This window comes from Massilia sp. TS11 (genome assembly GCF_022012445.1).
Classification (GTDB): domain Bacteria; phylum Pseudomonadota; class Gammaproteobacteria; order Burkholderiales; family Burkholderiaceae_D; genus Telluria.
Window position 1 is genome coordinate 23,719 of record NZ_JAKLTS010000009.1, and the last position, 26,931, is coordinate 50,649.

General features: G+C 66.7%; 24 protein-coding genes. 4 read left to right on the forward strand and 20 right to left on the reverse strand.

The window, feature by feature from the left end:
- Positions 1 to 16: 16 nt before the first annotated feature.
- The 13 genes from LZ005_RS14445 to LZ005_RS14505 form a co-directional block, all read right to left on the reverse strand.
- Positions 17 to 4,900 (reverse strand): two-component regulator propeller domain-containing protein, encoded by a 4,884-nt coding sequence (locus tag LZ005_RS14445; protein WP_237808789.1) that lies wholly within the window; start codon positions 4,898 to 4,900, stop codon positions 17 to 19.
- Positions 4,901 to 4,909: 9 nt separating this feature from the next.
- Positions 4,910 to 5,635: a response regulator transcription factor gene (locus LZ005_RS14450; protein WP_237808790.1), complete on the reverse strand. Its 726-nt coding sequence runs from the start codon at positions 5,633 to 5,635 to the stop codon at positions 4,910 to 4,912.
- Positions 5,636 to 5,669: 34 nt separating this feature from the next.
- Entirely contained in the window at positions 5,670 to 6,839 is a 1,170-nt protein-coding gene (locus LZ005_RS14455) for a patatin-like phospholipase family protein (protein ID WP_237808791.1), read from the reverse strand.
- Between the two features lie 71 nt (positions 6,840 to 6,910).
- Entirely contained in the window at positions 6,911 to 8,689 is a 1,779-nt protein-coding gene (ggt, locus tag LZ005_RS14460) for a gamma-glutamyltransferase (protein WP_237808792.1), read from the reverse strand.
- Between the two features lie 101 nt (positions 8,690 to 8,790).
- On the reverse strand, positions 8,791 to 9,549 hold the full coding sequence (locus LZ005_RS14465; protein ID WP_237808793.1) for a 3-hydroxyacyl-CoA dehydrogenase: 759 nt from the start codon (positions 9,547 to 9,549) through the stop codon (positions 8,791 to 8,793).
- A 125-nt stretch (positions 9,550 to 9,674) separates the two neighbouring features.
- On the reverse strand, positions 9,675 to 9,989 hold the full coding sequence (locus tag LZ005_RS14470; RefSeq protein WP_237808794.1) for a hypothetical protein: 315 nt from the start codon (positions 9,987 to 9,989) through the stop codon (positions 9,675 to 9,677).
- A 54-nt stretch (positions 9,990 to 10,043) separates the two neighbouring features.
- Positions 10,044 to 12,173, reverse strand: a complete 2,130-nt coding sequence (locus LZ005_RS14475; RefSeq protein WP_237808795.1) for a sodium-translocating pyrophosphatase — start codon at positions 12,171 to 12,173, stop codon at positions 10,044 to 10,046.
- A 156-nt stretch (positions 12,174 to 12,329) separates the two neighbouring features.
- Complete coding sequence (gene adk, locus LZ005_RS14480) at positions 12,330 to 12,986, reverse strand: adenylate kinase (protein ID WP_237808796.1); 657 nt, start codon at positions 12,984 to 12,986, stop codon at positions 12,330 to 12,332.
- Positions 12,987 to 13,138: 152 nt separating this feature from the next.
- Positions 13,139 to 13,888, reverse strand: coding sequence for a 3-deoxy-manno-octulosonate cytidylyltransferase (gene kdsB, locus LZ005_RS14485; protein ID WP_237808797.1), 750 nt, complete (start codon positions 13,886 to 13,888; stop codon positions 13,139 to 13,141).
- Positions 13,885 to 14,055, reverse strand: a complete 171-nt coding sequence (locus LZ005_RS14490) for a Trm112 family protein (RefSeq protein ID WP_237808798.1) — start codon at positions 14,053 to 14,055, stop codon at positions 13,885 to 13,887. Before LZ005_RS14490 ends, kdsB begins: the two co-directional genes overlap by 4 nt.
- Positions 14,036 to 15,067 (reverse strand): tetraacyldisaccharide 4'-kinase, encoded by a 1,032-nt coding sequence (gene lpxK / locus LZ005_RS14495; RefSeq protein ID WP_237808799.1) that lies wholly within the window; start codon positions 15,065 to 15,067, stop codon positions 14,036 to 14,038. The genes LZ005_RS14490 and lpxK overlap by 20 nt, the downstream gene beginning before the upstream one ends.
- Positions 15,068 to 15,074: 7 nt before the next feature.
- Positions 15,075 to 15,503 (reverse strand): biopolymer transporter ExbD, encoded by a 429-nt coding sequence (locus LZ005_RS14500; RefSeq protein WP_237809043.1) that lies wholly within the window; start codon positions 15,501 to 15,503, stop codon positions 15,075 to 15,077.
- Positions 15,503 to 16,108: a MotA/TolQ/ExbB proton channel family protein gene (locus LZ005_RS14505; RefSeq protein ID WP_237808800.1), complete on the reverse strand. Its 606-nt coding sequence runs from the start codon at positions 16,106 to 16,108 to the stop codon at positions 15,503 to 15,505. The genes LZ005_RS14500 and LZ005_RS14505 overlap by 1 nt, the downstream gene beginning before the upstream one ends.
- A 628-nt stretch (positions 16,109 to 16,736) precedes the next feature.
- On the opposite strand from LZ005_RS14505, the gene xseA reads away from it, so the two are divergent.
- The 3 genes from xseA (at position 16,737) to LZ005_RS14520 (ending at position 19,625) form a co-directional block, all read left to right on the forward strand.
- Complete coding sequence (gene xseA / locus LZ005_RS14510; protein ID WP_237808801.1) at positions 16,737 to 18,092, forward strand: exodeoxyribonuclease VII large subunit; 1,356 nt, start codon at positions 16,737 to 16,739, stop codon at positions 18,090 to 18,092.
- Between the two features lie 90 nt (positions 18,093 to 18,182).
- Positions 18,183 to 18,761, forward strand: a complete 579-nt coding sequence (gene sodB / locus LZ005_RS14515; protein ID WP_237808802.1) for a superoxide dismutase — start codon at positions 18,183 to 18,185, stop codon at positions 18,759 to 18,761.
- 177 nt (positions 18,762 to 18,938) lie between these two features.
- Positions 18,939 to 19,625 (forward strand): response regulator transcription factor, encoded by a 687-nt coding sequence (locus tag LZ005_RS14520; protein ID WP_237808803.1) that lies wholly within the window; start codon positions 18,939 to 18,941, stop codon positions 19,623 to 19,625.
- Here LZ005_RS14520 and LZ005_RS14525 read toward each other — a convergent pair whose 3' ends face one another.
- From LZ005_RS14525 to LZ005_RS14535, 3 genes are all read right to left on the reverse strand, one after another.
- A complete protein-coding gene (locus LZ005_RS14525; RefSeq protein ID WP_237808804.1) occupies positions 19,626 to 20,324 on the reverse strand; it encodes a hypothetical protein in 699 nt (232 codons plus the stop codon).
- 9 nt (positions 20,325 to 20,333) lie between these two features.
- Positions 20,334 to 21,191: a MipA/OmpV family protein gene (locus LZ005_RS14530; RefSeq protein ID WP_237808805.1), complete on the reverse strand. Its 858-nt coding sequence runs from the start codon at positions 21,189 to 21,191 to the stop codon at positions 20,334 to 20,336.
- Between the two features lie 79 nt (positions 21,192 to 21,270).
- Positions 21,271 to 22,500, reverse strand: a complete 1,230-nt coding sequence (locus tag LZ005_RS14535) for a hypothetical protein (protein WP_237808806.1) — start codon at positions 22,498 to 22,500, stop codon at positions 21,271 to 21,273.
- A 315-nt stretch (positions 22,501 to 22,815) separates the two neighbouring features.
- Between LZ005_RS14535 and LZ005_RS14540 the strand changes: the two genes are divergently transcribed.
- Positions 22,816 to 24,135, forward strand: coding sequence for an ATP-binding protein (locus LZ005_RS14540; protein ID WP_237808807.1), 1,320 nt, complete (start codon positions 22,816 to 22,818; stop codon positions 24,133 to 24,135).
- Here the strand turns inward: LZ005_RS14540 and LZ005_RS14545 are convergent.
- The 4 genes from LZ005_RS14545 to LZ005_RS14560 form a co-directional block, all read right to left on the reverse strand.
- Positions 24,132 to 24,440 carry a hypothetical protein gene (locus tag LZ005_RS14545; protein WP_237808808.1) on the reverse strand — a complete coding sequence of 103 codons (309 nt, stop codon included), beginning with the start codon at positions 24,438 to 24,440 and terminating at the stop codon, positions 24,132 to 24,134. The two genes, LZ005_RS14540 and LZ005_RS14545, sit on opposite strands and share 4 nt — an antisense overlap.
- Positions 24,437 to 25,114, reverse strand: coding sequence for a thiol:disulfide interchange protein DsbA/DsbL (locus tag LZ005_RS14550; RefSeq protein ID WP_237808809.1), 678 nt, complete (start codon positions 25,112 to 25,114; stop codon positions 24,437 to 24,439). The genes LZ005_RS14545 and LZ005_RS14550 overlap by 4 nt, the downstream gene beginning before the upstream one ends.
- A 132-nt stretch (positions 25,115 to 25,246) precedes the next feature.
- Positions 25,247 to 25,768, reverse strand: a complete 522-nt coding sequence (locus LZ005_RS14555; RefSeq protein WP_237808810.1) for a hypothetical protein — start codon at positions 25,766 to 25,768, stop codon at positions 25,247 to 25,249.
- Positions 25,769 to 26,058: 290 nt separating this feature from the next.
- Positions 26,059 to 26,931, reverse strand: coding sequence for a cobalamin-binding protein (locus tag LZ005_RS14560; protein ID WP_237808811.1), 873 nt, complete (start codon positions 26,929 to 26,931; stop codon positions 26,059 to 26,061).

Here is a 26,931-nt window from a genome sequence, read left to right on the forward strand (position 1 = left end):
TACATCGTGCACACAGTCAGTCGGTTTCATCGACCACCGGCATATAGGCCTGCAGCAGCCGCTTCAGGCGCGGCAAGGCGCCCTGGATCACGCCCCAGCGCTCGTCGTCGGCGGCCTTTTCCAGCTCGCTGCACAGGTGGTGCAGGTCGGGCTCGTCGAGATAGGCGGCGCTGCCCTTCATCCCGTGCAGCACGCGCCCGGCGCTGTCGTTGTCGAGCCGGCCGATGGCCGCTTCCAGCTCGGCCAGACGGGCCGGCAGGTCGGCCGAAAAGGCCGTGCGCATGCGCGCGCGCAGGGCCGCGCTGCGTTCCTGCTCGGCCGCGCTGTCCTCGGCCAACGGCGCCGTGTCGACCCCGAACATGGCGTCCAGCTCGCGCATGCTGGGCGTGCGCCCGGCCACAAACCCCATCGGGCTCAGGCCCAGGCCGCGCGCCAGCTGGCGCGCGATCGCGCGGCTCAGAATCAGGTGCAGGGCCGCCTCGTCGATCGGCTTGGTCAGGAAGTCGTCCATGCCGGCCGCCAGGTAGCGCTGGCGGTCCTCCTCGCTGGCATTGGCGGTCAGGGCCACGATCATCAGCTCGGCATCGAGCACCGGCTGGCCGGACGGGCCGCCGCTGCGGATCAGGCGCGTGGCCGTCACCCCGTCCATCTCGGGCATGCGTCCGTCCATCAGAATCAGGTCGTAGCGCGTGCGCGCGCAGGCCTGCACGGCCAGCAGGCCGTTATCGGCGATGTCGACCTGGTGGCCGAGCTCCTCCAGCAGCATGCGGATGATGATCTGGTTGGTCGGGAAGTCCTCGGCGCACAGCACGCGCAGGCGGTGGCTGTGCGGCTCGCGCGGCTGCTGTCCGGCCAGCGGCGGCGCCACCCCGGTCGGCAGCGGCAGCGTGAAGCTGAACATCGAGCCCTGCCCTTCGGCGCTGCGCACCTGGATCTCGCCGCCCATCAGCTCGACCAGCTGGCGGCAGATGGCCAGCCCGAGGCCGGTGCCGCCGTAACGGCGGGTGGTGGTGGCGTCGGCCTGCTCGAATTTCTGGAACAGGCGGGACAGCGCCTCCGGCCGGATGCCGATGCCGCTGTCCTGCACCGCAAAGCAGATCTGGTTCAGGCCGGCCGGCGTCGGCACGGGCGCGCGCGTGACGCTGATCTTGACGAAGCCCTGGTTGGTGAATTTGAAGGCATTGCCGACCAGGTTGACCAGCACCTGGCGCAGGCGGGTCGGGTCGCCGACCACAAACTGCGGCAGATCGGGCGCCAGATCGACGATGAACTCCAGGCTCTGCGACAGGGCCTGCTCCTCGAACAGGCTGATCACGTTTTCCAGGGTCTGGATCAGGGAGAAGTCGATGTTCTCGATACTCAGCTTGCCGGCCTCGATCTTGGAGAAGTCGAGCAGGTCATTGATGATCGCCAGCAGCGACTGGGCATTGATCTGGCCGCGCTCGATCTGCTGGCGCGTGGTCGGCGCCAGGCTGGCGTCGCGCAGCGCGAAGCCGAGCATGCCGATCACGCCGGCCAGCGGGGTGCGCATCTCGTGGCTCATATTCGCCAGGAACTCGGACTTCTGGCGCGTCGCATCCTCGGCGCGCTGCTTGGCCAGGCGCAGGCGCTCCTCGTTCTCCTGCAGCGCGGTATTGGCCAGGGCCAGTTCCTCGGTGCGCTGGCGGATCTGCTTTTCCTGCTCGAGCAGGCGCTCCTCGTTGTCGGCCAGCTGCTGGTAGGCGCGCGCGTTGTCGAGGGCGATGGCGGCGTGCGCGGCCAGGGTCAGCAGCATGTCCATGTGCACGCGCCGGTAGGCCTGCTTCTCCACGCTCTGCACGCACAGCACGCCCATCACGCGCTCCTTGACGATCAGCGGCGCATACAGCATCGAGGCCGGCAGCTGCGGGCGGCTGCCGTCGACCAGCTCGGTCATGGTCAGGGTCTCGATCCCTTCCGGCCCGATGTAGTTGTGGTACTCGGCGTCGATGTCGTTGATGAAGATCTCGCGCCGCTGGTTCAGGCACCAGACGGCGAACTGGTTGGGGTCGTCGAGCGAGCGCGAATACGGCCGGCTGCGCACGCCCTGCTCCATCGAGAACGGGAAATCGATGCAGTTGGCCTCGGGCTGGTAGATGCCGATGCCGAAAATGCGCGCATCCATCAGGTGGTGCACATGGCGGTAGACCGTCATCATGATGGTCTCCATGTCGAGCGTGGCGGTCATCTCGCGCCCGATCTCGGACAGGGTCGCGATATTGCGCTGCGCCTGTTCGACGCGGTCCTTCTGGCGCTCCACCTCCTCTTTCTGGCGTTCGGCCTCGAGGCGCCCTTCGACCGCCTCGGCGCGCTGCTTTTCCAGCTCGCTGGTCTGCAGCTCGAGGCGGCGGTTCTGCTGTTCGATCTCGGTCACGCGCTCGCGCACCTGCTGTTCGAGCATGGCCTTCTGGCGGCGCAGGCCGAGCACGCGCATGCGGTAGCCGCCGTACACGCCGCCCAGCACCAGGCTGGCCGCCAGCAGGCGGAACCACCAGGTCTTCCAGAACGGCGGCCGGATCACGATCTCCAGCGTGGCCGCGCGCGCGCTCCACACGCCGTCCTTGTTGGCCGCCTTGACCATGAAGGTGTAGCTGCCCGGGTCGAGATTGGTGTAGGTGGCGAAGCGCTTGCTGGCGTCGGTGGTGACCCAGGTCTCGTCGAAGCCCTTGAGCTGGTAGGCGAAGCGGTTGCGCTGCGGGGCCGCGTAGTGCAGGGCCGAGAATTCGAGCGAGAACACGGAGTCGGTCGCCTCCAGCGTCAGGCTGCTGGCGTTCTCGATGGCCGTCTTCAGCAGGCCGGGACGGGCCAGGCCGACCGACTTGTTAAACACCTGGAAGTCGGTGATCACGGCGCGCGGCGCGATCTGGTTATCGGTAATCGACTCCGGAATGAAGGCCGTCATGCCATTGAAGCCGCCGAAGTACAGACTGCCGTCGCTGGCGCGGGCGGCGGCGCCGTCGAAATAGGCGCCTTCGATGGTGCCGTCGCCGGCCGAGAAATTGCGCCAGCGGCCAAGCGCCTGGTCGAAGCGTGAGATGCCGGTATTGGTGCTGATCCACAGGCGCCCCAGGCTGTCCTCCTGCAGGGCGGCGATGGCGTCGTCGGCCAGGCCGTCCTTGATGCTGAAGCGGCGAAAACGCAGCTTGCCGTCGGCGCCCTGGTCCATCCGGTTCAGGCCGGCCGCCGTGCCGACCCAGATCTTGCCGTTGCGGTCCTCGTACAGGTAGTGCACCTCGTCGTGCGAGAGCGAGGACGGGTCCTTGGGATCGTGGTGGTAATGGCTGAAGCGCCCGCTGGCGCGGTCGAGCAGATCGAGGCCATTGAAGGTGCCGACCCAGAGCCGGCCCTTGCTGTCCTCGAGGATCGGGCGCACCACATTGTCGGCCAGGCTGGAAGGACTGTTGGCGTCGTGCCGGAAGCTGGTCAGCTGGGCGCTGGCCGGGTCATAGCGGTGCAGGCCGCCGCGCGAAGCCACCCACAGGATGCCGGCGCGGTCGATATACAGGTAGCGGATGTTCTGGGCATCGGGATCGCTGGGCAGCCCGGCCACCAGGCTGAAACGCTGGCTGGCCGGATCGAACAGGCGCAGGCCTTCCTTGGAGCCGACGTACAGGCGGCCGCGCGCGTCGCGCGCGATCGCGGCCACGGTCTGGTCGGCGCTGGCCGGGCCCGGATAGCGGTAGACGGTCGAGACATTGCTGGCCGGGTCGTAGTGATCGAGGCCGCTATTGGTGCCGAGCCAGAGCATGCCCTTGCTGTCGGCGGCGATCGCGCGCACCTTGTTATCCGAGATCGAGCGCGGGTTGTCGGTGGTGCGCACCACGCGCGCGAAGCCGCCGCTGGCCAGGTCGACCCGCGACACCCCCGCATACCAGGTGCCGACCCAGAAGGTGCCGACGCGGTCGCGGTAGAGGGCCGAGATCTGGTTGTCGGCCACGCTGTTCTTGTCGTTGGCCATGTGCTTGTACTGGGCGAAGCGGCCGGCCTGCGGCAGCCAACGGTACAGGCCCTCGGTCAGGCTGCCGACCCACAGGTTCTGGTCCTGGTCTTCGTACAGGGTGATGATCTGGCCAGGCTGCAGGCCCTCGGCGCGGCTGAGGCGCTGGCGGCTCAGACGCCCGGCGCGGTCCCAACGCCAGGCTTCCAGCCCGCCCAGACTGCCGATCCAGAGCGCGCCGTCGCTGGCCACCTGCAGCGCCTGCACCGAACGCAGGCGCGATTCGGTGCCTTCCAGATTGTGGTGCTCGAAGCGCGCGGCGCCAGGGGCCAGGCTATCGAGGCCGCTGGCGGTGCCGATCCACAGGCGGCCCTGCTTGTCGAGCGCCAGCGCATTGATCTGGTCGTCGCCGAGGCTGTGCGGATCGTCGGGGTCGTGGTGGTAGACGGTGAATTTGCCGCTGGCCGGATCGAAGCGCTGCAGGCCGTCGCCGCTGGCGATCCACAGGCCGCCGGCGCCATCGTCGATGATGGCGCGGATGTGACGGTAGCCGCTGCCGCGCTTGGCCAGCTCGCGCGGGGCGAAGTGGCTGAAGCTCTGGGTGGCCGGCTCGTAGCGATTCAGCCCGCCGTCGGTGCCGATCCACAGGCGGCCGTCGCGGTCGACGTGCAGCACGCGCACCCAGTTGTCGGCCAGGGCTTTCGGGTCCTGCGCGCTGCTCTTGTAGACGGTGACCTTGTAGCCGTCAAAGCGCGACAGGCCGGCCTGGCTGCCGAACCACATGAAACCGTCGGCGTCCTGGGCGATGGCCAGCACCGACTCCTGGGCCAGGCCCTGCTCGACCGACAGCTGCTCGAAGCGCAGCGTGCGCGCCGGCGCCGCGTCCGCCAGGGGCGCGGTCAGCGCCAGCACCAGCGCCAGCAGGCAGGCGGTCAGGACGCGCATCGGACCCCGTCAGCCGCCCGCCCCGCTGGCGGCCATGCTGTTCTTCACGCGCTGATGCTGGCGCTCGGCGGCGGCCGCCACTTCCGCGATGACGGCGCCGATGCGCTCGGCATCGAGCTCGCTGCCCTTGCGCTGGCTGTCGAGCAGCGTGGCCACATGCCACAGGCCGAGCGTCATGCAGCCCGTGTGCAGCGCGTCCAGGCGGGCGCGCGCCCCCTCGTCGTCGTAGGCCGAAATCAGGTCGGCGATGTCCTCGGCGCCGCTGGCCAGCTGGCCCTGGAATGCCTTCAGGTAGGAGGCCAGGCGCGCCGGGCTGATATTCAGGCGCTTGAGCGTGGCCGAGGGTGCCTCGGTCAGCTTGTCGAGCGTGATCTTGAAGATTTTTTCGAGATGGGCGCGGGCGTCGATCGCCTTCAGCGGCTTGAGGATGTAGCCGACCGCGCCCAGCTTCACGGCCTGCAGCACGGTGTCGCGGTCGCTGGCCGAGGACACCAGCACGAACGGCACCTCGGCCAGGGTCGGATGGCTTTTCAGCCTTTGCAGCAGCTCGATGCCCGACATGCGCGGCATGCGCACATCGCAGAAGCAGATGACCGGGCGCAGGCCCTCCTCCATCATCTGCCAGGCCGCCTCGCCGTCCTCGGCCTCGAGCAGCTCGAAGCTGTCGAAGCTCTGCAGCAAATCCATGAGGGCCATGCGCGAGACCACATCATCATCGACAACAAGGGCTTTCATCCAATTCTCCGATCAGTTATGACTATTATGTAACTCACGATCCAAAAAAAGCCAGCACATCCGCCTGGCGCGCATAGGTGTCGCGCTGGCCCAACTGGATCAGCTCACGGGTGTAGCTCAATTCAAACAGCAGATACGAGGCCAGCGCCGCGCCGCGCGTTTCGGTGGCGCCGATCCCGCCCAGCATGGTACGGATCGGCGCCGGCAGATTGTGCACATGGCGCGCGGCCAGGTCGTCGAGCCGCTCGGACGGCGCGATCACCAGCAGCTGCACGGGGCGCAGCGGGGTGTCCTGCAGGCGCTCGGACGGCAGCATCGACAGGGTCTTGTTGATGCGGTTCAGGCGTTCGATGTCGACCGCCAGCGAATCGAGGAATATCGAACTCATCGCATGGCCGGCGATCTGCGCCAGGCTCGGATAGCGCGCGCTCTCCTGGGCCTGCGGCTGCGGCTCGTGCAGGCGGCCGGCGCCGACCACCAGCACCTTGTCGGCGCCCAGGTGGATGGCCGGCGAGATCGGCGCCAGCTGGCGCATGGTGCCATCGCCGCAGTACTCGCGGTGGCCGCCGATGAACAGGGGCACGGCCGGAAAAATGAAGGGGATCGCGCTCGAGGCCAGCAGATGCTCGACCCCGATCTGGTCCTGCAGCGCGATGCGCTGGCTGCGCACCCAGGGCGCGATGTCGGCCAGGGTCTGGTAGAAGGTCAGGTGGTGGCCGCTGCTGTAGGACGAAGCCGTTACGGCGAGCGCATGCAGCAGGCCCTCGGACAGCACATGGTCCAGGCGCGGCAGGTCGAGCATGCGGTGCAGCAGGCCGACCAGGGGGGTGTTGTCGAGCAGCGAAGCGGGCGGCGCCGCGCGCCATTTGCGCAGCAGCCAGCCGAACGACAGCAGCGACAGCCAGCGCGCGCCCGAGCGGATCACGCCGAGCGAGTCGGCGCGGTAGACCTGGTCAACGACGATGTGTTCCCAGACCTCGCTCAGGGTCTGCACGCCCTCGCCGAAGTTGTCGGCGCGGCAGGCCAGCGCGGTGGCATTGATGGCGCCGGCCGAGGTGCCGCAGATGATGGCAAACGGATTGCGCGCCGGCGGCCAGCCGGCTTCCCACAGGATGCGCGCCAGGGCTTGCAGGACCCCGACCTGGTAGGCGGCGCGCGCGCCCCCTCCCGTCAGAATCAAGCCGGTTTTCTGCGTAAATGCCATGCCGCAAGAGTATCAGCGTTTCGCGCTTTGTTGTGGAGCGACCAAGCGCCTGACACAATCTTGCAACAGTTTTAATCCCCGCGTGCCACGCCCTCGCGCCGCGGATCGGCACCGCCGAGCCAGACCTTCTGGCCATTGACGGTGGCGCGCATGATGCCCTGCAGGCCCGAGGTCTGCTCGATCACGCGCACCTGGTGGCCCTTGGCCTGCAGCGCATCGATCAGGCTTTGCGGGGCGCGCTTGGCTTCGAGCTCGGTCGGCCCGTTGCGGCTGCCGAAGTTCGGCAGGCTGATCGCCTGCTGCACATCGAGGCCCCAGTCGAGCGTGCCGACCAGCACCTTGGCCACATAGTTGACGATCGCGGTGCCGCCCGGCGAGCCGGTGGCCAGCACCAGTTCGCCCGTGCGCTTGTCGAACACCAGGGTCGGACTCATCGCGCTGCGCGGGCGTTTGCCGGCCTGGACGCGGTTGGCCACCGGGCCGTACTCATCCTGCGAGGCGAAGGAGAAGTCGGTCAGCTGGTTATTCAGGATGAAGCCGTCGACCATCATGCGCGCGCCGAACGCGTCTTCGATGGTGGTCGTCATCGACAGCGCGCCGCCATAGGCATCGACCGCCACCACGTGCGAAGTGGACGGGTTTTCGATCGCATTGTCGGTGCCCCAGGCCACGTTCAGGTCGTCCGGCTTGCCGGGCGCGGCGCGCCCCATCGAGCGCTCGCCGATCAGGGCGGCGCGCTTGGCCAGGTAGGCCGGATGCAGCAGGCTGGCCACGCCCTTGCCGGGCAACGGCACGAAGTCGGGGTCGGCCAGGTAGCGGTCGCGGTCGGCATAGGCCAGGCGGCCGACTTCGCTAAACAGGTGGACCGCCTCGGGCTGCAACTCGCCTTTCTGGGGCGGATAGGGACGCAGGTCCTTGATGGCGAACATGCCGAGCATCTCACCGATGATCAGGCCGCCCGAGGACGGCGGCGGCATGCCGCACACCTGCCAGACGCGGTAGTCGGTGCAGATCGGCTCGCGCACCTTGGGCTGGTAGCCCTCGATGTCGGCCACCGTCAGGCCGCCCGGATTGCTCGGGTGGCCCTGCACGCGCGCCGCGATGTCCTTGGCGATATGGCCCTTGTAGAAGGCGTCGGCGCCGCCCTCGGCGATTTCGCGCAGGGTCTTGGCCAGGGCCGGATTCTTCAGCAGATAGCCGACCGGGCGGGCATTGCCCTGCTCGTCATAGAAATACGGGCCGGCGACCGGGTCCTTGCGGATGTGCTTGTCCCAATTGAGCAGCGCGTTCAGGCGCGGGCTGACGGCAAAGCCGTTCTCAGCCAGGCGGATGGCCGGTTCGAACAGGGTCTTCCAGGGCAGCTTGCCATGCGCCTTGTGGGCCAGTTCGAGCACGCGCACGGCGCCCGGCGCACCGACCGAGCGGCCGCCGACGATGCCCTGCTCGCGCGACATCGGACGGCCGTCGGGCAGCTGGAACAGTTTTTCGGTGGCGCTGGCCGGGGCCGTTTCGCGGCCGTCGTAGGAACGCACCTTCTTGCCGTCGTAGAACATGATGAAGGCGCCGCCGCCGATGCCCGAGGATTGCGGCTCGACCAGGGTCAGCACCATCTGGATGGCGACGGCGGCGTCGACCGCGGTGCCGCCCTGCTTGAGCATCTCGTAGCCGGCCGCGGCCGCCAGCGGATTGGCCGCGGCCGCCATGTACTTGTGCGCCACGGCCGCCTGTTTTTCCTGAAAGCCGGTGGCGATTTCGGGCGCGCGCTGCGGCGCTTCCTGGGCCAGCAGCGGCGCGGCGGACAACAGGCCCAGCAGGAACAGGGCGCGGGACAAGGACGTCAGGCGGATCATGCGTTCTCCAAAGTGAGGCGCGGCCCAAACCGGGCCGCGCATGGCGATGACGCATCCTACCTCAAAACCGGTTTTGACTCACGTCAATACCGGCGCCGTTTTTATTTCGGCTGCATGCGGATGGCGCCGTCCAGACGGATGGTTTCGCCATTGAGCATGCTGTTTTCGATGATGGACTTGGCCAGCTGGGCGTACTCGTCCGGCTTGCCCAGGCGCGAGGGGAAAGGCACCATTTTGCCGAGCGCGTCCTGCACTTCCTGCGGCATGCCGAGCAGCATCGGCGTTTCGAAGATGCCCGGCGCGATCGTCATCACGCGGATGCCGTTACGCGACAGGTCGCGCGCCATCGGCAGGGTCAGGCCGACCACACCGGCTTTCGAGCAGCCATACGCGGCCTGGCCGATCTGGCCGTCGAAGGCCGCGACCGAGGCGGTGTTGATGATCACGCCGCGCTCACCCCATTCGAGGGCCTCGGTCTTGGCCATGGCATCGGCCGCCAGGCGTGCCATATTGAAGGTGCCGACCAGGTTGATGTTGACCACTTTCTGGAACAGTTCCAGCGCATGCGGGCCATCCTTGCCCACGGTCTTCATGGCCGGGGCGACGCCGGCGCAGTTGATCAGGCCGCGCAGGGTGCCGAGCGCGGTCGCGGCCTCGACCACGGCCTTGCCGTCGGCTTCCGAGGTCACATCGCACTTGACGAACACGCCGCCGAGGGCCTGGGCCAGGGCCTGGCCCGGCTCCACCTGGACGTCGGCGATGACGACCTTGGCGCCGTGGGCGTGCAGCATGCGCGCGCTGGCGGCGCCGAGGCCGGACGCGCCGCCGGTGATGATGAAGACATTGTTCTGGATTTGCATGGAGGTCTCCTGGTGTCGAATCAGATATGACGTTTACGTTAACGTCAAGCACGCGGATTGTAGCACCGAAGCCCGCGCGCCGGTCCACTTTTTCCGCCAGGAGAAATTGGGGTCAGACCCCGATTTTACTGGCAGTAAATGAAACCGCCCTGCAGGGTGCACGGCCGGCCAGCCGGGTCCTGCAGCACGCCGCCGACGGGGCCGGTGTAGCGCGTGCCATTGCTGCCGGTGCAGCCGAGGCTGTCGCACTGGCCGCTGACGGGGGCGGGACTGGTGGGGATGGCGCCGGGCGCAGGCGCTAGCAGCGCAGGCGGCGCGGGGACGCCGATCCGGCGCACCGGGCTGATCTCTTGCAACACAGCGCGGCGCGGCGGAATCGGTCGGGGGGGCAGGTCGCGCGCGCCCAGCAGGGCGGGCAAGACCAGAATCATCAGGGACATGGCTACCTCGCAGGCCCTATCATCGGCCTGCGCGGCAGCCCTGGCAAGCAGGCCCTACTTGGCCGGCGCCGCTTCCACCACCGGTGCGGCAGCCGGCGTGACGGCCGGGGCCGGCGCGTGCACAGCGGCGAGCGGCTTGGGCGCGGCCGAAATCGACAGCCAGCCAGTGGCCGGCAGCAGCGGCACCAGCAGCAGCGCGACGATGTTGATAATCTTGATCAAGGGGTTCACGGCCGGGCCGGCCGTGTCCTTGTAGGGGTCGCCCACGGTGTCGCCGGTCACGGCCGCCTTGTGCGCCTCCGAGCCCTTGCCGCCGTGGTTGCCGTCCTCGATGTATTTCTTGGCATTGTCCCAGGCGCCGCCGCCGGTCGTCATCGAGATCGCAACGAACAGGCCGGTGATGATCGTGCCCATCAGCAGGCCGCCGAGCGCGGCCGGGCCGAGCACCATGCCGACCAGGATCGGCACCGCCACCGGCAGCAGCGAGGGCAGGATCATTTCCTTGATCGCCGAGGCGGTCAGCATGTCGACCGCCTTGTCGTATTCGGGCTTGCCGCTGCCATCCATGATGCCCTGGATGGTCTGGAACTGGCGACGCACTTCGACCACCACGGCGCCGGCCGCGCGCCCGACCGCCTCCATCGCCATCGCCCCGAACAGATAGGGAATCAGGCCGCCGATGAACAGGCCGACGATCACCATCGGATCGGACAGGTCAAAGCTGACCTGCTTGCCGACCGATTCGAGCGCATGCGTGTAGTCGGCGAACAGGACCAGGGCGGCCAGGCCGGCCGAGCCGATCGCATAGCCCTTGGTCACGGCCTTGGTGGTATTGCCGACAGCGTCGAGCGGGTCGGTGATGGCGCGCACCGAATCGGGCAGACCGCTCATCTCGGCGATGCCGCCGGCGTTGTCCGTGATCGGGCCGTAGGCGTCGAGCGCGACGATGATGCCGGCCATCGACAGCATCGAGGTGGCGGCAATCGCCACGCCGTACAGGCCGTTGAGTTCAAACGCCACCAGGATGGCGATGCAGACCACGATCACCGGATAGGCGGTGGCCTTCATCGACACCCCGAGGCCGGCGATGATATTGGTGCCGTGGCCGGTGGTCGAGGCGGCCGCGATATGGCGCACCGGCGTGAAGTCGGTGCCCGTGTAGTATTCGGTGATGTAGACCATCAGGCCGGTCAGGACGATGCCGACCACAGCGCAGCCGAGCATCTTCATGCGCATCGCCTCGTCGGGCCAGATCATCCAGGTGACGACGGCAAAGCCGATCAGCGACAGAATCGCGGCCCACCACAGGCCCGTGTACAGGGCCGACATCACGTTCTTGCCGGGCTTGGCCTTGACCATCGCGCAGCCGACGATCGAGCCGAGAATCGACACGCCGCCCAGCACCAGCGGATACAGGGCCGCCTTGGCGGCGTCGCCGGCCACCATCAGGGCGCCCAGCAGCATGGTCGCGATCAGGGTCACGACATAGGTTTCGAACAGGTCGGCCGCCATGCCGGCGCAGTCGCCGACATTGTCGCCGACGTTGTCGGCGATCACGGCCGGATTGCGCGGGTCATCCTCGGGAATCCCGGCCTCGACCTTGCCGACCAGGTCGGCGCCGACGTCGGCGCCCTTGGTGAAGATGCCGCCGCCGAGGCGCGCGAAGATCGAGATCAGGGAGGCGCCGAAGGCCAGGCCGATCAGCGGCTTGATGGCCTCGTGCGAGCCGCTCCCGCCCTGCACCAGCATGGCATAGAACAAGCCCACACCAAGGAGGCCGAGGCCCACCACCAGCATGCCGGTGATGGCGCCGCCGCGGAAGGCCACGTCGAGCGCCTCGTTCATCCCCTTGGTGGCGGCCTGGGCGGTGCGCACATTGGCGCGCACCGAGACATTCATGCCGATAAACCCGCACAGCCCGGACAGCACGGCGCCGATCAGAAAGCCGAGCGCCGTCTTCATATCGAGCAGCAAGCCGATCGCGATCAGCAGCACCACCCCGACCAGGCCGATGGTCTTGTACTGGCGCGCCAGATAGGCGGCCGCGCCTTCCTGAATCGCCTGGGCGATCTGCTGCATGCGCGCGTTGCCCGCTTCCTGCTTGAGAATCCACGCGCGCGAGACCAGGCCGTAGATCACGGCCACGATACCGCAGGCAATGGCAAACATCAGTCCATTACTCATTGTCGTCCCCTATTCTTGATATCAAGCAAAACACCAACAGCTACGGAATCCCCGCTTGTGGCGGGCCATCTACTGCTACTGCAAAACTGATACGGAACTTCAGGAGCGCGCGGCGCGCGGCCAAGAAAAAAGCGGACCCGCAGGTCCGCTTCAGGCTTAGCTGGCGAGGGCCGCGAAGGCGGCGTCGCGAATTTGTTCTACCGGACCCAGGCCGCTGATCTTGCGGTATTTGGGTGCGCCCGGCTGACCGGACGCGGCCCACTGGCCGTAGTAGCCGAGCAGCACCTTGGTCTGGTTGTGATAGACCTCGAGGCGCTTTTTCACGGTCTCGGGCAGGTCGTCGTCGCGCTGCACCAAGGGTTCGCCGGTGATGTCGTCCAGGCCCTCGACCTTGGGCGGATTGAATTTGACGTGGTACACGCGGCCCGAGCCCGGGTGGCTGCGGCGCCCGCTCATGCGCTCGACGATGGCTTCGTCGGGCACGTCGATTTCGAGCACATAGTCGATCGGCACGCCGGCGTCCTTCATGGCGTCGGCCTGGGCGATGGTGCGCGGGAAACCGTCAAACAGATAGCCGTTGGCGCAGTCGGGCGCCTGCAGGCGGTCCTTGACCAGGCCGATGATGATGTCGTCCGACACCAGGCCGCCGGCATCCATCACTTTTTTGGCGGCCAGACCGAGTTCGGTGCCAGCCTTGATCGCTGCGCGCAGCATATCGCCAGTGGAGATTTGCGGGATGTTGAATTTTTCTTTGATGAAATTGGCTTGGGTACCCTTGCCGGCCCCCGGCGCTCCTAGCAATATCAGACGCATTGAATAATTCCTAAACGGCAATTTGAAAAGTGGTATTGATTTTTATAAGTGCGAGGCTTGATATATACCTGACGATCTTTGCACGAAACTTACCACAAAATCCTACATACGCGGCAAATTCCCAAGCAAAGGCTTGATTGCTTTGCGCTGAGTCAGGAAAAGTGCGCGCGCACGCGCAGCAAGTCCTCGGGCGTGTCGACCCCGGCTGGCGGCGCACGGTCGGTCACGTGCACGGCGATCGGGTAGCCGTGCCAGAGCACGCGCAGTTGTTCGAGCGCTTCGAGGGTTTCGAGCGGGGCGACCGGCAAGGCCGGGTAGGCCTGCAGGAAATCATTGCGGTAGGCATACAGGCCGATATGGCGCAGCGGCGCAAAGCCGGGCGGCAGCGCGCTGCGGCTGTGCATGAAGCCGTCGCGGTGCCAGGGAATCGTGGCGCGCGAGAAATACAGGGCGCGCCCGGCGCGGTCGAGCACCACCTTCACCACATTCGGATTGAAGGCCTCCTCGGCCGAGTGCAGCGGATGGGCGCAGGTGGCCATCGGCACATCCAGACTGATGCGGGCGGCGCAGGCGTCCAGCAGGGCCGGATCGATCAGCGGTTCGTCGCCCTGCAGATTGACGACCACGTCGCTGTCGGCGAGGCCGAGGGCGCGCGCCACTTCGGCGATGCGGTCGGTGCCGCTCGGGTGGTCGGCGCGGGTCAGGTAGGCCGGCACATCATGGGCGGCGCAGGCGGCCAGGATGTCGGCATGATCGGTCGCCACCACGATGCGGGCAGCGCCGCTGGCGGCGGCGCGCTCGGCCACGCGCACCACCATCGGCTTGCCGCCGAGGTCGGCCAGCGGCTTGTTCGGCAGCCGGGTCGAGGCCAGGCGCGCCGGGATAATGACGGTGTAGCTCATGCGGCGTCGAGCTTGCGCGCTTCCTGTTCCCACATGATGGGGATGCCGTCGCGGATCGGGAAGGCGAGGCGGTCGGCGCGGCAGATCAGTTCCTGCGCGGCCTTGTCGTGTTCGAGCGGGCCCTTGCACAGGGGGCAGACGAGAATATCAAGCAGACGGGCGTCCACGGCAGGTCTCCAGTATGTGGGCAGCGAGGGCCGGATCGAGGCGGGCCGTGACGGGCACGACCCACAGGCGCGGATCGCTGCGGAAGGCTTCAAGTTGCGCACATTTTACTGCATCCTTCTCGGTGATCAGAATGATCTCGGCCGCGCTGGCGGCAAACGGATTGTGCGCGTAGTCGAAATGGTCAGGCAGGGCCAGGGTCTCGGCGCGCAGTCCGGCCGCGCCCAGCATGGCGAAGAAGCGGGCCGGGTCGCCGATGCCGGCTGCGGCCAGGATGCGGCGCCCGGCGAAGGCCGCCAGCGGCTGGCGTTCGGCCGGCGCGCCGAGGCGCCAGGCGCCCTCGCCCACCAGGTCCATGCGGTAGCTGCGCACCGGGTCGGCGCCGAGGGCGGCCAGCGCGGCCGCATCCAGGCTGGCGCCGTTGATGACGGTGAAGTCGCGCCGCCGCTGCAGCGGCTCGCGCAGCGGGCCGGCCGGCAGCAGCCAGCCATTGCCGCCGCCGCGCGCGTCGAACAGCACGATCTCGGCGTCGCGCGCCAGCGCGTAGTGCTGCAGGCCGTCGTCGGCCACGATCAGGTCGAGCTCGGGATGGGCCGCCAGCAGGGCCTGGGCGGCGGCCGCGCGCTGCTGGCCGACCATCACCGGGCAGGCGCCGTGGCGCGCGATCAGCAGCGGTTCATCGCCGACCGCGGCGGCGCTGGCGTCCGGCCCGACCAGGCAGGGTGCGCCGGCGCGCCGGCCGAAGCCGCGCGAGACCACCCCGGGCCGGGCGCCGAGGGCGCGCAGCTGCTGCACCAGCCAGATCGTGAACGGGGTCTTGCCGGTGCCGCCGACAAACACATTGCCGACGACGATGACCGGCACCGGCAGGCGCGTCACGGCCAGCCGGCCGTCGGCATAGCGGGCGCGGCGCGCGGCCGCGAGCGCGCCGAACAGCTGGGCCAGCGGCCACAGGGCGCGCGCCAGCGGGCCGCGCCGCTGCCAGTTGCGCATCAGGAAGTCGTGGGCGGCCATTGACGCCCTAGCGCGCCGTGGCCGTCTGGGCCGCGAACGTCAGCTTCTCGAAACCGGCCAGGCGCGCCGCCTCCATCACATTCACCACCATCTGGTGCATGGCCAGCTGGTCGGCGTGGATGATCAGCACCGGGCTGTCGCGCCGCCCGGCCGGGGCCGCGCGCCTGAGGTCCTCGGCCAGGCCGGCCGGGCTCTGAAACGACACCGGCTGGCCATTGATCGTGTAATTGCCCTTGGCGTCGACCGTCACCGTGATCTCATTGGGCCGCTCGGCCGCCTTGTTGGCCTCGGCCGTCGGCAGGGTGATGTGCAGCTCGGCGTAGCGGCTGTAGGTGGTGGTCACCATCAGGAAGATCAGGATCACCAGCAGCACGTCGATGAAGGGGATCAGGTTGATCTCCGGCTCCTCGCGCTGGCGGCCGCGGCGAAAATCCATCATGCGCGGCTGCCGTGCACGAGGTCGACGAATTTCACCGCCTGCAGTTCCATGTCGACGATGAAGCTGTCGACCAGGGCGCGGAAGTGGCGGTAGAACACCAGGGTCGGCATGGCGATCACCAGACCGAACATGGTGTTGTACAGGGCCTCGGAAATGCCGTGCGCGAGCAGGGCCGGATTGGTGCCGGTCGGGCTCTGGGCGGCGAAGATGTCGATCATGCCGACCACGGTGCCGAACAGGCCGAGCAGCGGCGCCAGCGAGGCGATCGTGCCGAGCGTGGTCAGGAAGCGTTCGAGCTGGTGGGCCACGCCGCGCCCGGCCTCCTCGATCGCCGCCTTCATCTGCTCGCGCGGGCTGTGCACATTGCGCAGCGCGGCCGCGAGCACGACGCCGAGCGGGGAATTCTGTTCCAGCCGCAGCAGGGTTTCCTCATTGATCTTGCCGCCCTGGTAGACCTGGATCACTTCGGCCAGCAGGGTCTTGGGCAGCAGGCGGGCGCGGCGCAGATACAGGGCGCGCTCGATGATCAGGGCGGTGGCGACCACCGAGGTGCTCAGCAGCAGCCAGATCGGCCAGCCGGCGGCTTGGAAAATAGCGAGCAAGGGACTTCCTCACGGGCAGGGACTGAATCCGGCAATATAGTCGCTTGGCGGGCGCGCGGCAAGGCCGGTCCGGCGCGCGGCTATGCACAGTCTGTGTGGACATCTTTGTGAGCAAGCCCTTTGACAGTTGGTAAAGTCCTTGATTCCTAAAGAGTTTTTCGTGCTGGTCAAAAAACGGGCAGGGCCGCACCCGGCCCTGTTTAACTTTGCACATGTTTTGTGGACATCTTTGTGAGCAAGCCGGGCAACACCCGATTAAGTCTTTGATTTAGCTTGGAATTTTTCCATCGATCAATTTTTAGGCAGAGGTGCGCCGGGCCGGTTCTGCACACCTTCTGTGGACAAAAGTGTGAGCAATTCGACCGATGTCGGAACAATGTCTTGATTTGTAAGGAAATTTTTCCAAAGCTCAATTTTTAGGCAGCGCGCTTACCCCCATTTTGTGTGGATAACTTTGTGAGCAAGTCTTAAGACTTGCGCCAAAGTGCTTGATCCGTAAGGACTTTTTTGATTTGCATCAAAACCAGGCAGGCGAATAATCCTTTTATAATCAAGCACTTACAAAAAGTCCTTGCGACGTGAAAGAATCTATGCCATAAGCGTGGCCTGTTTTGCTTTCTGTGGACAGATGCAGCCCTACGACGCCCCTCCCCCGGCCCAGCCGGTCCTCACCGTCACCGCCCTCAACCAGCAGGTGGCGCGTCTGCTCGAACGCAGTTTCCCCCTGTGCTGGATCGGCGGCGAGGTCTCGAACTTCACGCGCGCCGCCTCCGGCCACTGGTATTTCACGCTCAAAGATGCCCAGGCCCAGGTGCGCGCCGTGATGTTCCGCGGGCGCGCCCAGTTCGCCGACTTCCAGCCGCGCGAGGGCGACAAGGTCGAGGTGCGCGCCCTGGTCACCCTGTACGGGCCGCGCGGCGACTACCAGCTCAATGTCGAGGCGATCCGGCGCGCCGGGGTCGGCAGCCTGTTCGAAGCCTTTCTGCGCCTGAAGGAGAAGCTCGGGGCCGAGGGCCTGTTCGATCCGGAGCGCAAGCGCGCGCTGCCGATTTTTCCGCGCCGCATAGGCATCGTCACCAGTCCCCAGGCGGCCGCCCTGCGCGATGTGCTGACGGCGCTGCGCCGGCGCGCCCCGCATGTCGACGTGATTCTGTATCCGGCCCCGGTCCAGGGCCAGGGTGCGGGCGAGCGCATCGCGGCCGCGATTGCCAGCGCCGGCCGGCGCGCCGAAGTCGACCTGCTGCTGCTGGTGCGCGGCGGCGGCGCCATCGAAGACCTGTGGAGCTTCAACGAGGAAGTGGTGGCGCGCGCCATCGTGGCGGCGCCGATGCCGGTCATCGCCGGGGTCGGCCACGAGACCGACTTCACGATCGCCGACTTCGCCGCCGACCTGCGCGCGGCCACGCCGACGGCGGCGGCCGAACTGGCCGTCAGCCCGCGCGCCGACTGGCTGGCCGGCCTGCGCGGCGACGCCCTCGACCTGACGCGCGCGCTGCGCCGCCAGCTGGCCGACGCCAATCTGAGCCTCGATCATGCGGCGCGCCGCCTGCTCTCGCCCGCGGCCCAGATCGCCCAGCAGCGCCTGCGCCTGCAGGGCCTGGCCGGCGCGCTCGGCCATGCGCTGCGCCAGCCGCTGCACGCCGGCCACCTGGCGCTGGCCCACTGGCTCGGGCGCCTGCAGGCGCGCCGTCCCGACCCGCGCGGCGCACGCCAGCAGCTGGCCGACTGGCAGCGGCGCGCCGCCGGCGCCCTGCCCGCCCGCCTGCAGCAGGAGCGCGCGCGTCTGGCGGCGCTGGCGGCCCAGCTCGAGATGCTCAACCCGCAGCGCACGCTCGAACGCGGCTATGCGATCGTGCGCGACGCCAACGGCCAGGTGCTGCGCGCCCCGGCCCAGATCACGGCGCCCGGGCGCCTGCAGCTGCGTCTGGCCGAGGGCAGCGCGACGGTCGCCGTCAGCGCCGTCCAGACCAGTCTGCTCGAGTAACCCCCTTCGCCGCCGGGTCAATGTGCACGTTCGGCGACGACGAATTACAATACGCGGGTTTCAAACATACCAACTGGAAGGAAACCGCACATGGAACATACGCTCGCTCCGCTGCCCTACGCGCTCGACGCGCTGGCCCCGCACATCTCGAAAGAGACGCTGGAATACCACTATGGCAAGCACCACCAGACCTATGTGACCAATCTGAACAACCTGATCAAGGGCACCGAGTTCGAAAACCTGTCCCTGGTCGAGATCGTCAAGAAGTCGTCCGGCGGCATCTTCAATAACGCCGCCCAGGTGTGGAACCACACCTTCTACTGGAACGGCATGAAGCCCAACGGCGGCGGCGCCCCGAGCGGCGCCCTGGCGGCCGCGATCGACGCCAAGTGGGGCTCGTTCGACAACTTCAAGGCCGAGTTCACCAAATCGGCCCTGGGCAACTTCGGTTCGGGCTGGACCTGGCTGGTGAAGAAGGCCGACGGCGCCCTCGACATCGTCAACACCACCGGCGCCGGCTGCCCGCTGACCAGCGGCGACACCCCGCTGCTGACCTGCGACGTGTGGGAACACGCCTACTATGTCGACTACCGCAATCTGCGCGCCAAGTACGTCGAGACCTTCTGGGGTCTGGTCAACTGGGACTTCGTGGCCGGTAATTTCGCCTGAGTTCCACCCAGGCAGTACGAAGAACGGGCCAGTTGGCCCGTTTTTTGTTGAAGAAGCATGCCTTTTCGATGCAAATTCAATTGTCTTTTATTTGTAGCAAACTGTATTCTTCTGTCTAGCCTGTCGCATCGCCACATTTAGCTCTACTACAATGGCCGGTTCTGAGGAGGATGGTTCATGTTTCGAGTGATGTTGGTGGAAGACGATGCCCGTCTGGCATCGCTGGTGTCGGAATACCTGTCTGCGTACGAATTCAAGGTCGATGTGGTGGCCCGTGGCGATGAAGCCATGGCCCAGTTCCAGACCAATCCGCCCGATGTGGTGGTGCTCGACCTGATGCTGCCCGGCCTGGACGGGATGGTGGTGTGCCGCCAGATCCGCGCCCAGAGCAATGTGCCGATCCTGATCCTGACGGCGCGCGAAGATTCCTACGACGAGGTGTCGGGCCTGGAACAGGGCGCCGACGACTTCGTCAACAAGCCGATCCAGCCGCGCGTGCTGCTGGCGCGCCTGCGCGCCCTGCTGCGCCGGACTCAAACCAAGGCCGCGGCCGAAGCCAGCGTGCTCGAATTCGGCGCCCTGCAGATCGCCAAGAACGACCGCACCGTGACCTGGCGCGGGACCCCGGCCGCCCTCTCGAATACCGAATACAAGCTGCTGCTGGTGCTGGCCGAGTCGGCCGGGCATGTGCTCTCGCGCGACGACCTGCTCAAGCGCCTGCGCGGCATCGAATTCGATGGCCTCGACCGCAGCATTGACAACAACATCTCGCGTCTGCGCCGCAAATTCGACGATACGGAATCAGAGAAAATCAAGACGGTGTGGGGCGAAGGCTATCTGTTCTCGCCCTCGGCCTGGGGCTGATCACTCGATCAGGGCGGCGATCGCCAGCGGCATCGCCGGGCTCAGCACCTGGCCCTTGTCGGGCAGCTCGGCGAAGCGCAGATTGGCCACGCGGAAGTTTTCCACGAGGTCGTCCGGAAACGCCGCGCCCTCGGCCACGCCCAGCGCCGTTTCGCGCCCGCCCGCCTTCAGCCGCGGGGCCACCGTCACCGTGCGCATGTAGGACAGGCGCACACCGACGCATTTGCGTCCCTGCACGCTGGCCGGATCGGCATAGCGCTGATAATTGAGTACTTCCTCGCAGGCCGCGCGCAGGTCGGCCAGTTCATACACGCCGTCGGTGCGGGTCTGGATCGACACGCGCGGGCGGAAGCGGTAGGCCGCCACCTTCTGATTGAGCATCAGGGCGGCGTTTTCATCGTAGGCGGCCTTGGACAGCGGGAACACCGCGCGCCCGGCCGCATCGAGCGGCAGATTCAGACTGCCGGCCTTGCTGTTCAGGCTCAGCTTCAGACCGTCGAGGCTGGCGCCCTTGTCGCGCGGGGCCACCTGGAAATGCACCTGGATGAAGCGCTTGGCCTTGCCGTACTTTTCGAACCACAGCATGCTGCGGTAGGCATCGCGGTAGCTGACCCATTCTTCGTCGGGCACCTGCGCGCCGGCGCCGGCTGCAAGCAGCAGCAGGCTGGCGAAACACAGGGCGCGCAGGGTCGGCTTCATGGGCAAGGGTCAGAAGCGGTAGGCCAGAGCACTGCTCAGGCTGTATTGGAGCGGACGCTCGGTCAGCGGGCTGTCGGCGGCCGTGCCCTGCAGGCGCGCCACGCGCGCGCTGCTGACCAGCATCCAGGACGGCGACAGCTTCCAGTTCCAGCGCAGGCCCAGATGCACATCCTTGAGACCGGCGCTGGCTTCGTACGGTGCATTGATCGAACGCAGAGACTCCTCGGCCGTCACGCCGAACTGGCTGGCATTGGCGGCGCGGTTGCCCAGGCTCAGGCCGGCCGACACCGAAAGACTGTGGCGGCTGGCCACCTCGGCATTCAGGGCCAGCTGCAGATCGCTGTCCAGGCGCAGGCCGCGGCGCTGCTGGCCGGAGCCGTACAGCAGGCTGTTGGTCCAGCGCAGGTCGCGGTTCAGATAGACATTGAGGAAGCCGCCATAGCTGAGGCGCGTGCTCAGCTCGTTCATGCCAACCAGGCGGTTGCGCGTGTCGGGCTTCTTGATGGCGCCCGGCGGCAGCAGGCCCGGCAAGGTGGCCGAGCCGATATCGCCCGGCGCCGTGGCCACGCCATCGACGCCGCGGCCGGGCAGAACGCTCAGCAGCGGGCCGTACTCGAGGTCAGGCTGGTTCGACAGGTGCATGCCCATGCTGGCTCCGGAAAGGAACAGTCCATTACTCCACTGAACCTGGAGCACCGGCAGGTAGCGGGTGCGCTGCTGGTCGGCGCCTTCATAGCGCGGCACCGACTGCAGGCCCAGGCCCAGATACATATCACGGCTCCCATCGGGCATGAGATTGGTGGCCGGGGTTTGGGCGGTGGCGCATTGCGCCAGCGCGCCCAGAGTCAAAGCAAGCAGGCTTTTCATAGGGGCATGCGGGAAGGTAAGAACGCTCGCCATTGTAAGGCCTATGCGTATATTTCCCACAAGAACCCCGATTTCCGCCTCAGAACGGCAGGCCGTCGGCCGAGAAGATCACCGGCGCGTCGCTCTTCGGCACCGCCATGACCAGGCCCGGGGCCGTCAGGTTCAGCGAGCACATGGCGCCGCGGATCTGGCTGCGTTCGTGATAGGTCACATGCAGTTTGCCGTCCTGGGTGAAGACTTCGCCCGCGGCGATGCCGGCGCAGCCATTCGGCTTGGTGCCGAGGAAGACCGCGACCACCATCTGGCGGCTGAAGTCGACATCGCTGACCGGCAGCGGCAGCTGGGCCTGATCGCCGTAGAACTGCTTCATCAGCACGAAGAATTCCTTCTCGTCCTTGACCACGGCCGTGCGCGCCTCGGCCACGCCGGTCAGCGAGGACTCGGCCAGCACGTTGGCCTTGACCAGATTGGCCGTCACGTCGGTGAAGCTGACCGGCAGGTCGGAACGCGGCACCGTCACCATCTGCATGGCGCTGGTCATCACGGCCGGGCAGATCGCGAAGGTCTGCAGCACGCTTTCCGTGTAGGCCACGCTGAGCGCGGCGCCGTTCTGGGTCACGGCCTTGATCGCGGTGGCCTTGCAGCCGTCGTTCGACTGGCCGGTGAACACGGCGATCACCATCTGCTCGCGGAAGTTCACTTCCGGCACCGGCAGCATCGGGCTGACCGTGCTGGCGTGCTCATTCCAGATGCGCGTCAGGGTGTCGGCGTCCTTGATCACCAGCTGCTGACGCTTGACCACGCCCGACATCGCGGCGCTTTCGATCACCGTCATCGGCACCGCTTTAGCGTCGGCCGGCGGCAGGAAGTTCAGTTCTTCGACCTTGTGGTCCTTGCCCAGGCCGAGGTCGGGCTTGTCGAGGTTCTTGGTCATCGTCACGAACAGCTCACGGTAGCGTTCATCGCTGCACAGGGTGCGCGGGCCGGCGATGGTGTCCATGGCGGAGCACAGGGTCTGCTCCGGGGTGGCGCCAAACAGGGTGTAGCCATAGCTGTTGTCGGCGCAATTGCCGCTGCGCGCCCAGAACACCTGCTTGTTGTCGATGATGTACAGGCGGTTGCTGGTGCCGGCGCAGCTGGCGCCCTTTGCCATGGCGGTGAAGGTGACCGCGACCGGGGCCGGATCGACACTGACGGTGCCCGAGGACAGTTGGGTCGGGCTGCTGCCCGAGGTGGCGGCGCCGCCGCCGCAAGCGACCAGCAGGACTGCGGCAGCCACGGGGAGCAGGGAAACGAGCAAAGATTTCATAGTCAGACACTCCTGGGTGGGGACCGGTGGCGCCGCTGATTGGGGCGCCACCGCTCGCGAATAAAAAAACCCGATGTAGCTTGCACCGCAACGGGTAAAACACCTTCCCCAGTAATTCGGCCACGCCGTACAACCAGCCGACACTTCGGGAAAATGAAGGGAAATCGTGGGGTACCCATCACCCGATTCAATGCTGTGCATCTTAGAGACGGCGGCGGAAAAAATCGTCCAAGGACTTGGAGCAATTTGTCATGAATTTGTACATTGCCAAGGCGGAAAATCGCGGCGTCTCTGGTCTCCTTTACAATGCCGGGCGTGAACCGCCTCTTCTTCCGCTTCTTCGTGTTGGTGATGCTGGCCATTTCGGTGGCCACGTTTGTCGTTTACTTCGCGATCAACCGGCTGTTTGGCGATCCGCTGGAAGACATCGCGCGGCGCCAGGCGGCCGCCCAGATCTTTCTGCTTGAGCAATACATCGACCAGGCCCCGGCCGACGAATGGCTGCTGCGCCTGAACAAGGTGCGCGAAGTCTCGAACATCGCCTACGAACTGCTGCCCCTGGCCAGCGTGCGGCCCCAGATCGCGCCGGCCCAGCGCGCCGCCTTCGAGCGCGGCGAGATCGTCATGGATGTCGGCGCCAAGGCCTTCTACCGCCGCGTCGACCTCAAGGGCAATGCCTATGTCGGCGCGGACGAGGAGGCGATCCGCGCCAGCGGCCTGCCGATCGACGTCGGCCTGGCCCTGCGCATGGAGGTGGTGCGTTTCGTGGTCGTGGCCCTGGCCCTGTTGATTCCGATCGCGCTGTGGTCGCGCGCCCACTGGCAGGACCTGCAGCGCCTGTCGGCCGTGGCCGACGCCGTCGGCGAAGGCGAGCTGACCGCGCGCGCCGCGCTCGCCCCGAGCGCCAGCGTCTACCCGCTGGCCCAGCACATCAACCGCATGGCCGAGCGCATCGCCGCCCTGCTGGCGGCCCAGCAGACCCTGCTGCATTCAGTCTCGCATGAGCTGCGCACGCCGATCGCGCGCCTGCAGTTTGCGCTCGAACTGGTGCGCGACGTGCCGCCCGGGCCCGACCTGACGCGCCGCCTGGCCGGCATGGAAGCCGACCTGGCCGAACTCGACGCCCTGGTGGGCGAACTGCTGTCGATGAACCGCCTGTCGGCCCAGCCGACCCTGCTGCGCGAAGACATCGACCTGGCCGCCGCCCTGCGCGAGCTGGTCGCCTCGCTCGACCACACGGCCGGCGCCGAACACATCGTGCTCGATCTGGCGCCCGACCTGGGCCACCTGACGGCCGACCGGCGCCTGCTGCTGCGCGCCGTCGGCAATCTGCTGAAGAACGCGCTCAAGTACGCGGCGCGCAGCATCCATCTGCAAGCCGGTCGCACCGCGCAGTCGGTCTGGATCGTGGTGGAGGATGATGGCCCCGGGATTCCCGAGGCCGAATGGGACAAGGTGTTCACGCCGTTTTACCGGCTCGACCGCAGCCGCGACCGCAATACGGGCGGCTTCGGCCTCGGCCTGGCCATTGCGCGCCAGGCGGTCGACCTGCACCGGGGCAGCCTGCAGGTCGGGCGCGCCGCACTCGGCGGCGCGCGCTTCGTCATCAGTCTGCCGCTCGACGCAAACGCTTAGCTGTTGACGTGGGTGACCGCGTACCACCAGTGCTGCCACCAGTGCTCGCGCGAGTGCGTGGTGCGCAGGCAGGCGGCATCCATCTGGCCCTTGAAGACCGGATCGGCGCACTTGCCCTGCACCATGGTGTTGCGCTGATTCTCGGCATTGACCAGGGCGATCGACAGCCAGAACACCAGGCCGCAGGCAATCAGCAGCAGGGTCAGCATGGTGTGGTTGATGCGGGTCGCATAGTACAGCTCCCGCTCATCCGGCAGCGCGCCGCCGTACGCGGCGATCAGCTTCTTTTCGCGCTCCTCACTCATTTCGCGGGCTTGATGCCTTTTTCTTTTTGCACCTTGGCGACCAGGAAGTCGAGCGTCTGGCCAAGCGCCTTGACGGCGGCCTGTTCGCTCATGCCGGCGTTGGCGTTCATCACGGCGCCGGGCGAGGTCATGTAGCGGCCGTCGATCACCAGATTCGGGGCGCTGTCGACCTTGTATTTTTCCACCAGGCCGTTCAGACGCTTCATCTTGCTCTGCACGCCGAAGGAGTTCCAGTATTCCTTGAACTTGTTGAGGTCGATGCCGGCCGAGGCGGCCCAGTTGAAGGCGTCCTCATCCTTGGTCCAGTAGCGGCGCAGCTTGGCGATCGCCTGCATGGCGCTGTAGGTGTGGGTCTCGGCCAGGCCCATCGCTTCCAGGGTCAGGTAGGCATGGGCTTCGGGATCGTTGGGGCCGGTGTAGGGGAAGTGGATGCGCTTGAACTCGATGTTCGCGCCCTGCTTTTTGACCCAGGCTTCGAGGTCCGGGTTGAGCATGTAGCAGTGCGGGCAGTGCAGCATGAAGAACTCGATCACTTCGACCTTTTTATCGGCGGCCGGGGCGACCGGGCTGGCCAGCTGGATGTACTCGGCACCCAGTTTGGGCTCGGCCGGCGAAGCGAAGGCCGCACTGGCGGCAAAACCCAGGGCGAGCAGGGCGATACGCAGAGGACGCATGGTTTTCCTTTTCGGTAGTGAAGGCGAACGGCCGCAATCTTAGCCGCTTTTCGCCGCCATTGTATGCGATGGCGGCGCCGCAGGCTTAACCGAAGCTTAGCGGCGCCCTGCCCTCACTGCCGTCAGGACCGGCTAGCGCGCAGCCACGCTGGTGTCGCGGTGGTAGACGAGGGTCGCATCGTGGCCGGCTACCTGGGCCTGGATGGTCAGGGTGCTGCCATCCGGGCTCAGTTGCCAGGTCTCCTGCATCGTGCGGCGCACCGGCGCGCCGAAGAAGGTGGTATTGACGGCCGTGCCGAGGTGGGCGCGGCCCTGCTCGTCAAAGGCCATCTGGGCGTGGGCCGGGGCCCAGCGCGCCCAGCCGAGACGGTTGCGGTTCAGGGCTTCGTATTCGGTGTCGCTGCCATTGGTGGCGTATTGCACGGTCTCGCTCAGCACTTTGCCGCCGGCGTTGCTGACGCTCGATACCTTGAGCGTATTGCTGTCCTGGTAGGTGACGAGCTGCTGGCGCTCGACCGCCGCAAACTGCGCGGGCAGGCTCTGGCTGGCGGCCTTGTCGAGGGTCCAGGTACCGGTGTAGTTGAGGGGAGCTGCCGCGGCAAAGGCGGCGCACAGGCAGGCGGCAACGCCGGCCGCGATCGGAATCAGGCGCATGATAGTCTCACTTTCGATTTGTCAGGGAGACCTGCACTTCGTATTTGGCAGGTCACGCTGCATATTACGCCGCGCCCCCTGAAAAGTTCCTGAAATCCGATACAACGCGGAAATCGTGCGATGAAAGGCCGGGATTCCGGCCTGGAAGGGATTGTAGGGACCGTTTTCAAGCCCGCTCTAAAACGGTCTTGCAACGCGGATAAATCGGGGTCAGACCCCATTTATCTGGCCGGCAAAGCTGCTTGCTGGATAAATGGGGTCTGACCCCATTTTTAGTCTGTCAGCTGTTCCTATTTGCGGCGCTGGCGCGCCAGGTCGATTTTTTCGCACAGCTCGGCCATACCCTCGGCCATGCGCGGGGTGGCGCGGGTCAGGCGTTCGCCGCCGAGCGAAAACAGATTGGCGCGCTGGACGGCGAGCAGGCTCTTGTAGCCGCGCCAGATGTTGATGCCCTTGTCCTCGGGATCGTGCTGGTCGCCGCCGAAGATGACTTCCGGGTTCTGCTGCAGCACCGCCTCGGTGCTGACCTGGGGTGCCACCACGTTCAGGCCGGCGAACACGTTGACGCCGCCGCAGGCGCTGATGGCGTCGCTGATGATGTGCTGTCCGCTCAGGGTGTAGAGCGGCTTGTCCCAGATCTGATAGAAGACCTTGACCGGCGCGCGCTGCGCATAGGTGGCGCGCAGCTGGCCGATCCGGCTGCGGAAGGCCTGGGCGGCCGCATTGGCCTGCGTCTCGGTGCCGAGCAGCTGGCCCAGGCGCGTCAGGCTGGTGGCGACTTCATCGAGCTTTTTCGGCTCGCTGTAAAAGATCGGAATACCGAGGCTGGCCAGCTGTTCGAGCTGGCGCGCCGTGTTCCCGCTTTGCCAGACCACCAGCAGATCGGGCTTCAGCGCCAGCACACGCTCCATGTCGATATTCGCGTTCGAGCCGATCAGCGGAATCTTGCGCGCCGCCTCAGGATAGTCGGAGAAGTTCATGGCCCCGACCACGCGCGCGCCGCCGCCCGCGGCGAACAGCAGCTCGGTGATATGGGGCGACATCGAAATCACGCGCTGGGCCGGTCTGGCCAGCGTGATGCTGTGGCCAGCGTCGTCGCGCACGGTGACGGCCGCCTGCGCACCCGCGGCCAACAGCAAGAGCAAAGAACCCAAGAGACGCAT